This window comes from Peribacillus aracenensis (genome assembly GCF_025175645.1).
GTDB lineage: Bacteria > Bacillota > Bacilli > Bacillales > DSM-1321 > Peribacillus > Peribacillus aracenensis.
The window spans coordinates 1-7,727 of record NZ_JANZMJ010000061.1; the positions used below are offsets into that span (position 1 = coordinate 1).

The window sequence follows — 7,727 nt, forward strand, 5'->3', positions numbered from 1 at the left end:
TTCTTTCTCAGTAAAGAGTTTTTTTGGCATTTAATTGTTCTCCGATTCTCCCATTTTTTTCATTATACATAAAAGTACCCTATAGAGCAGACCTTTTTTTAGTGTCTACTCTATAGGGTACAGTTTAAAAAACTGGCTAACCTTATAATACGAACGCACCCGTTAGTTCATTAAGGTGTCCCACCAGCAAAACGCGGAAAACATACGCTAAGAAACATGGCAATCTTCAGATGCACTGAAAGTTGCCATTTATTTTGGCTAACGAATATTCCGTGATATCCCCCAACATTTTAATTAGAAGGGTCATCATACCGGTTTATTTCTCATTATCATACCAAGGATTTAAGTGTATGAGAACTTCATCTACATCAGGGTGATTTTCCATTATGGTTTTCTTTATATTGCGGATAATGTCATGACCTTCTTGAATTGTCTTTTCACCAGGAACACCTACACGAAGATCCACCAATACATAATGCCCATGCTCCCTAGCGCGTAGACGATCTATTCGTTTCACTTCTGGAACAGTTAATATTAAAGACGCGAAGCTATCCAATTTCTCTCGACTTACATTTTTCTCCATCAGTGTGTCTAACGCTTCTAATCCCATTCCATAAGCAAGCTTGAAAACTAAAGTTGTTACAATGATACCCGCAATTGGATCTCCGTAAGCGAGGATTTGAATATCATAAACTTCTCCAACTAGTGCAAGTCCAATCCCCAATACCGCTGCCAATGAAGCATACACATCTGCAAGATGATCGTACGCAGTTGCGATTAACCCTTTGCTATTCGTCCGTTTGCCTATTCTAATCGTATACACATATAAAATTTGCTTCCACACAAGAGAAATAATTGCAGTTATAAAAGCAATTAGACTGGCTTTTTCAGGCTCTTTAAAGAACGCTGAGATAGATTCATATGCAATATAAAATGCTGCCAATCCTAAAATTATTGCCACGATGGCTGAACTGATCACTTCGGCTTTACCATGTCCGTAGGGATGGCCCTCATCAGCTGGGCGTTTAGAAATACGCATAGATGTTAAAGACGCAGCGCTTGCTACAACATCGCCTGCGTTATGGTAACCATCTGCAAGAAGAACCGGGCTATGAAAGACAGTACCTATGACAATCTTAAGAATCGTTAGAACGATGTTGCTTATTAAGCTAATCCACCCCGCAATGAGAGCATTTGAATTCGCACCTTGTTCACCCATTTGTTTCATGTCTATCCCTCCAATATAATACTTGATTATATTACCAATAAGGAGCACTTTCCATACATTGGTTGACTACGGGGATTTATCTAAAAATTCAGCATCATCTTTACTCTATTATGGTAAAATATGTTAAGTGGTGGATGAAAACTTAATTTCATTATTATTTTTTGTTAATCTTATTTGGCGTTTAAATGAAATATCAAATTGTAATGGGTGGAGGAATTTCAATGGATTTGTATTATGAAGTTAATGGTAATGGTCATCCTGTGGTTCTCCTCACTGGTGGTGCTGATGTACGGAATTGGACATTTGTCGCACCTCTTTTAGCAAAACACTATAAGGTCATTGCTTTTGACGGACGTGGGACCGGAAAATCACCGTCCCCTATAGAAGATGTCAACCATGTTGAAGATTTGTCGTCGCTTCTTGATCATCTAGAAATCAATCAGACAACACTCATCGGTCACTCAATGGGCGGCCAAATTGCCACTGAATTCGCTCTGAAATATCCTGAAAAGGTTTCAAAGCTTATTTTGCTTGCGCCTGGATTATCTGGGTTTATCTATTCGAAGGAATTTGAAGGAAGTATGAAGAAGATCCATGAAGCTGCCCCCGATATCGATAAGATGATCGAGCTTTTGCTCTGTGATCCATCGTATCGTGTTGTAACGGAGAGTCCTCACCGGAATTTGATGGTTCAAATGCTCCATCACCATATGAACCGAATGTTTGAATGGCCAGCTGTTAAATTGGTTGGGCTGCAACCACCAGCCATTGAAAGATTAGGAGAATTGACGACCAAAACATTATTGATAATAGGTAAGGAGGATTCACCCGATAACCTTCGAGTTGCCAATTACTTCCGAAAGCACTCAGACGCTCGAATCATAGAAATTCCGGGTGCTGACCATATGGTTAATCTCACCCATCCTGAGAAGCTGTATAATCAAATTACTGTTTTTATGGAGGAATGAAAAGTACTACGGGTTTGGGTGGAAAAAAGGAGCTGTATTATTTTTCAGCTCCTTTTTTCCTTTTCTACGGACAAACTATTCCAATGGCTATATCCGTTGGAAAACTCCCAACTGGTATAGTAGCAATAACGGTGTTCGTCGCGGTGTCAATCACTGCTCTGGGTGACGTATGGATAAATCGAGTCCAATGACAGCACCAGAGCTGCTTCCAAATACGAATACAGGCTCATTGGTCAGTTCAGATAGCAGGCGGTGAGCGTCTTCGCTGTGAATGCTTACGCTGTAATCCTCGGCTGGGTTGTCAAGGATGCTCTGAGAATGTCCACGACGGTCGTATGTAATAACTGTGTATCTGTCAGCAAGGTTGTCTGCAGCCTTTTGAAATTTTTCGGCTTCTCAACCTCCACCATGAATCATCAGAAGGAAAGGACCTGAACCACGTACTTCATAGTAGATGTTAGCTCCATGCACAGGCAAAGTCCCGTTCTTAACTACAATCATTTATAACTCTCTCATCTCTATCTAACAATGTTCTTGGTTTCACCTGATTCTCTATGTGTTAATTCATATTTACATTTAAAAACCCTTCTTCAACTAACCTCCCTCTATGAACATTGATGTATCAACGGTTTGCACCACTCGGTGTATTAGGGGAATTATTTTTTTATCCTACTTTTAAACAGAGTATTGAAATTCTGGTTTTTATTACTAAATTGAGGGTACGCTTCGCTAAAACTAATGGAAATCATTAGCTATTTTCTCCACTATGTGATGCACAATAGATCTCTGCGAAACTTATGATGACGTACCATCCCATGCCTCTTAGCGTCATTTGACTTACATTCCTTCGTTCGATCTATTCATAAGGCAGAGGCCTGCTAAGCTGCTCCGGGGACTCTTGGTCTTAGTTTAGTAATGTTGCTGGCTTCTCCGTGTCATCCTTCTTGTTTTAAATCGACCCCTTCATATCAAAATATTATTGACATCCATTAATAAAGAACGTATAGTTTCTATGAATATAATTGATAGTGATTTTCATTACTGATTACAAATTTTTTTTTACATAACAAGATACTTTTCAATCCATAGGGGGCCTTTATGAAAATCAAGTTAGTTACGACTTTTTTAATTTTACTCACAGCTTTTGTCATTTTACCAATAAATATTTTTGCAGCTAATGCATCCGATGATATGAAAAAGGCAAATGAGATAATTGTAGAATCTATCCAATCTGTGGATAAGGGGGACACAAAGGAAGCTTTTAAGCAATACAAAACCTTTACATCTACTTGGATTTCTATTGAAGATGGAGTGAAAAACCATTCTCAGCCAGCCTATCATGATATTGAAGATAACATGGGTCAAGCTCAGTTCGCTTTTGCTCAGCAGCCTGTGGATAATGAGAAATTAAAAAATGCACTTATTAGATTAAAAGAGACCAATCAAAAGTTTATAGAGGGTAAGTATTCTTCTTCATCTAAAAGTGGTAAAAATTCAGGTACCACTGGAAATGTAGCAGAACTTGTGACACTGCTAAATCAGTCTCTTTCGAAGATTAATGATAATGATATCGAAGGAGCAAGAGGTGACATAGAGAAGTTCCGAAAATCATGGTTGAATGTCGAGGGAATTGTCCTTACTAAATCATCAAAGATATATGGTAATGCAGAAAGGGATATGGTTGCTAGCTACGCCATGCTATCCTCCAATCACCCAGATGTACCAGGTGCAAAAAAAACGATTGAAAGTATGCGTGATTACCTCTCTCCACTGGTAGCAAAGACAAGTTATACGATGCTTGATGCAACGACCATTCTTCTTCGCGAAGGATTGGAAGGATTGCTTGTAGTGGTGGCTTTGCTTGGATTTTTGAGAAAGGCTGGCCATGAAGCGAAAAGTAAATGGATCTGGTACGGAGTAGGAGCCGGACTTGGAATAAGCCTTGTACTTGGCGTAATTGTAAACCTATTATTTTCTGCTGGTACATTCGGCAGTAACAATTTTTTGATATCCGGCTGGACAGGGATATTTGCAGCAGTGATGCTTCTATATATGAGTTATTGGCTTCACAGTAAATCAAGTCTTGCTGAATGGCAACGATATATTCGGACACAAAGTACAAAAGCACTTGATACCGGTAGCTTGTTCTCCCTAGCCATTCTTTCGTTCCTGGCTGTTTTCCGTGAAGGAACAGAGACTGTCCTATTCTTTATCGGGATGGCTGCTTCCATTAAGTTAGCAACGCTTTTACTAGGGATTGCAATTGGACTGATCATCCTTGTAATTGTTTCATACCTCATACTCAAGGTAGGTTTGAAAATTCCAATGCGTCCATTCTTCCTCGTATCAAGCATTTTGATGTTCTACCTATGTATTAAATTTGCAGGCATGGGGATTCATGGGTTGCAGCTTGCCGGGTTATTACCGGCAACTCAAGCACCCATCCCTAGCATTGACTTTTTCGGTGTATATTCAACCTGGGAAAGTATTATCCCTCAGGTGATTTTACTTATAATTGCTGTTATTGCAGCACTTTTAAATAAAAGAAAAGATAGTAAAATAAAAGTACATACTGGAGGTAACAAAATTGAAATCTCGTAAATTACTAGTTCCTATCATCGTAGTAGCTGCATTAAGCTTAACTGCTTGCGGTACCAATAACGAAAAGAAAGCTGATGAAACCAAGAAAACCGAACAGTCCTCTCCAAAATCTGTTTCCATTAGTGATGGCGTGAAGGATATGAAACAAACGATTGCTGACCTAAATGCACAGCTAAAAGCCAAGGATGCTACAAAAGTAAAAGAAAGTGGAGCGAAGCTTGAGGAATCTTGGCAAACATTTGAAGACGACGTGAAAGCTAAAAGCCCGGATCTATATGGTAAGGTCGAAACTCCCCTTCACACAATAGAAGCTGGTGCAACGTCTTCCCCGCTTGATGAGCCAACACTTACAAAAGCGGCAAAAGAGTTAGATGGTATTTTATCTGAAGTTCAAAATTTAAAATAACAGGTAAATCATTTTATTTTAGTTAAACCATAGAACAAAAAAGGATAGAGCCTATAGGCTCTATCCTTTTTTGTAGGTGGGAATCATAGTTATTGACTGTAAATAATCAGTATTATGTTAATTAACTTTGTATATTGGTGTACTTGGTTGTAGTTTTAAAATAAAGTCGTTACGTTTTCTAGTTGTAAACCAACTCCCACTTCCTCGCCAAATAAATTAAAGGGCATGTTTGGAATGACTGCCATTTTTCAGAGTGTTAGCTATCATTCTCAAGCATATGCTTATATATACATGCAAGATGTCCTTTTTGTTCGTATAATAGAACAAAGGGGAATTAAGATGAGTCTAATTTACAAGAAGAGGAGCAATTTGTTCTGTGGAACCAAAAGGTGAAGAAATAAACTGCTTAGCATTAAAAGTCAAAGAGATTATTCAATCTTCTGGATGCCAAAATGAAGATGTAATTTTTCTGTGCATAGGTTCAGACCGATCAGTAGGGGATTCATTAGGCCCTTTAGTCGGGACAATGCTTAAAGAACATACGGTGCCTTATCGTGTTTACGGTACTTTGGAAAATCCCGTTCATGCCTTTAATTTAGAAGACACGTTGAAAAAAATTAAAAAACAATTCAAAAAGCCTCTTATTTTTAGTGTGGATGCTTGTTTAGGGGATCAAAACCAGGTCGGCTATGTTTTCTTGAAGGATGGACCTCTTGTACCGGGGAAAGCTTTAAAAAAAGTATTGCCAGAAGTGGGAGATTATCATATTACAGGAATGGTCAATTATATAGATCCGCTGCCAACCATGCAATTTTTAAATGACACTCGTCTATACACGGTTATGAACCTTGCGAAAACTATCGTAAAAATAATTACTCAAGCTAGCGGCGCGACTTCTGGAATTAAATAAAAGAATGGGCTGTGCCAAAACCACTAATAATAATTGGTTTTGGCACAGCCCTACTTTGTTTAAGTTCGAAGAAGTTATTAGATAACATTGTACTTAAATAATAGCCCCTGTCAGGATAGCAACAATGATAAGGACTAATGAACAAATTAGAGCCCATTTAAATGCATACCGCTGCAGTTCCCCGATATCTGTTTTTACCATCCCTACTAGTAAAAGAGTCGATGCCACGAGTGGACTTAAGAAATGTACAGGCTGGCCCAGTACGGAAGCTCTGGCTATTTCTAAAGGACTCACTCCATAAGCTTCTCCTGCTTCGGCAAGAATTGGCAAAACACCAAAGTAGTAAGCATCATTGGATAAGACGAACGTAAATGGCATGCTGGTGAACGCAACGACCATCGGTAAAAAAGAGCCTAAAGAATCCGGAATGATGGCCACTAATGAATTTGCAATGGCGTCTACCATTTTCGTTCCGGAAAAGATTCCTGTGAAAATACCAGCAGCAAATACTAGTGTGACGACGGTAATAGCATTTCCTGCATGTGACACGATTCGCTCTTTTTGCTGTTCTAGATTAGGGTAATTAATGATTGAAGCAAGCACAAATCCGATTAGAAACAACACAGGTACCGGTACGAAGCCCATTACAAGAATGACCATAACCGTGAACGTCAACAAAAGATTGACCCATATTAATTTAGGGCGCTTTAAATCGTCTTGTATGGCGGAAGCTACCGCTGCTTCAGCAAGAGCTCCTTTCATTTCAGGTGCAGCTTTGATATGAACAACACCAAGCCTTTTGCGCTCTTTTTTCCCAAGTACGTAAGCGGTAAAAAGAATAGCTGCAATACCTGCGAATAGTGTTGGGATAATCGGGACAAAGAATTCATTTGCATCGAGACCTAAAGATGCTATTGCTCTTGTTGCAGGTCCTCCCCAAGGAGTCATACCACTCATAATACTGACAGCCAGCATAGAAATAGTGGCAAGAATAAGTGGATTCATACCAAGGCGTAAGTAAAGAGGCAGCATAGCGGAAATCGTAATCATATGAGTCGTGGTACCATCGCCATCTAAGGCAACGGTCATTGCGATTACTGCTGTTCCTATCGCTATTTTAACCGGATCCCCTTTTACGATTTTTAACATAGTTTTAATAAGTGGATCAAATAATCCAGCGTCAATCAGGACTCCGAAAAACAAAATAGCGAACAATAGCAAAGCGGCTGAAGGTGCAACAACCTTTATTCCATCGAGCATCATATCTCCGAGCCCTGGACCAAATCCGCCAATTAATGCAAAGATAATTGGAATGACCACAAGAGAATTAATAGGTGATAACCGTTTAGACATGATTAAATAAGTAAAGACAACGACCATTGAAATACCAAGTAACGTAAGAATATGAATCCCCTCCTATTAAAGAAACCGCTTACAAATCAAATAAATAGTTTGAATAGTTAAAAAATATTATATAATATCTTCTGTTTCCCAATTGCTGTGTTTTCTATTTTTAGAATAGTTCATATCATTAAATAAGTGAAATACATATTTTTTATACTTTTTCGAAAAAAAAACTTATAATCCACTTTAAGTTAAATTAATAAATTGAAA

At 38.7% G+C, this 7,727-nt stretch carries 7 protein-coding genes and 1 pseudogene; 4 read left to right on the plus strand and 4 right to left on the minus strand.

The annotated features are described in order from the left end of the window. Nucleotides 1-316: 316 nt before the first annotated feature. The gene (locus tag N0M92_RS28515; RefSeq protein ID WP_397443939.1) at nucleotides 317-1,228 is read right to left on the minus strand and encodes a cation diffusion facilitator family transporter; all 912 of its coding nucleotides are present in this window, start codon (nucleotides 1,226-1,228) and stop codon (nucleotides 317-319) included. Nucleotides 1,229-1,449: 221 nt separating this feature from the next. On the opposite strand from N0M92_RS28515, the gene N0M92_RS28520 reads away from it, so the two are divergent. Next, a complete protein-coding gene (locus tag N0M92_RS28520; RefSeq protein WP_260288940.1) occupies nucleotides 1,450-2,196 on the plus strand; it encodes an alpha/beta fold hydrolase in 747 nt (248 codons plus the stop codon). A gap of 64 nt (nucleotides 2,197-2,260) precedes the next feature. Here the strand turns inward: N0M92_RS28520 and N0M92_RS29580 are convergent, their stop codons facing one another. Together N0M92_RS29580 and N0M92_RS28530 are read right to left on the minus strand one after the other, a co-directional pair. Next, nucleotides 2,261-2,350 carry a hypothetical protein gene (locus N0M92_RS29580; RefSeq protein ID WP_397443940.1) on the minus strand — a complete coding sequence of 30 codons (90 nt, stop codon included), beginning with the start codon at nucleotides 2,348-2,350 and terminating at the stop codon, nucleotides 2,261-2,263. Beyond that, nucleotides 2,350-2,697, minus strand: a pseudogene (locus N0M92_RS28530) (alpha/beta fold hydrolase); the annotation flags it as partial. The pseudogene N0M92_RS28530 and the gene N0M92_RS29580, both read right to left, overlap by 1 nt. A 597-nt stretch (nucleotides 2,698-3,294) precedes the next feature. Here N0M92_RS28530 and N0M92_RS28535 point away from each other — a divergent pair. From N0M92_RS28535 to yyaC, 3 genes are all read left to right on the plus strand, one after another. Beyond that, a complete protein-coding gene (locus N0M92_RS28535) occupies nucleotides 3,295-4,797 on the plus strand; it encodes an FTR1 family iron permease (RefSeq protein ID WP_260288941.1) in 1,503 nt (500 codons plus the stop codon). Further along, nucleotides 4,784-5,203 (plus strand): hypothetical protein, encoded by a 420-nt coding sequence (locus N0M92_RS28540; RefSeq protein ID WP_260288942.1) that lies wholly within the window; start codon nucleotides 4,784-4,786, stop codon nucleotides 5,201-5,203. The genes N0M92_RS28535 and N0M92_RS28540 overlap by 14 nt, the downstream gene beginning before the upstream one ends. Nucleotides 5,204-5,579: 376 nt before the next feature. After that, on the plus strand, nucleotides 5,580-6,113 hold the full coding sequence (gene yyaC, locus N0M92_RS28545; protein ID WP_260288943.1) for a spore protease YyaC: 534 nt from the start codon (nucleotides 5,580-5,582) through the stop codon (nucleotides 6,111-6,113). Nucleotides 6,114-6,206: 93 nt separating this feature from the next. Here the strand turns inward: yyaC and N0M92_RS28550 are convergent, their stop codons facing one another. Further along, nucleotides 6,207-7,517, minus strand: a complete 1,311-nt coding sequence (locus N0M92_RS28550; protein ID WP_260288945.1) for a CitMHS family transporter — start codon at nucleotides 7,515-7,517, stop codon at nucleotides 6,207-6,209. Between the last annotated feature and the right edge of the window lie 210 nt (nucleotides 7,518-7,727).

What these genes read in the sequence shown, in the direction of transcription:
- N0M92_RS28515 (WP_397443939.1), bottom strand. Translation starts at nt 1,228, where the DNA reads ATGAAACAAATGGGTGAACAAGGTGCGAATTCAAATGCTCTCATTGCG.
- N0M92_RS28520 (WP_260288940.1), top strand. Translation starts at nt 1,450, where the DNA reads ATGGATTTGTATTATGAAGTTAATGGTAATGGTCATCCTGTGGTTCTC.
- N0M92_RS28535 (WP_260288941.1), top strand. Translation starts at nt 3,295, where the DNA reads ATGAAAATCAAGTTAGTTACGACTTTTTTAATTTTACTCACAGCTTTT.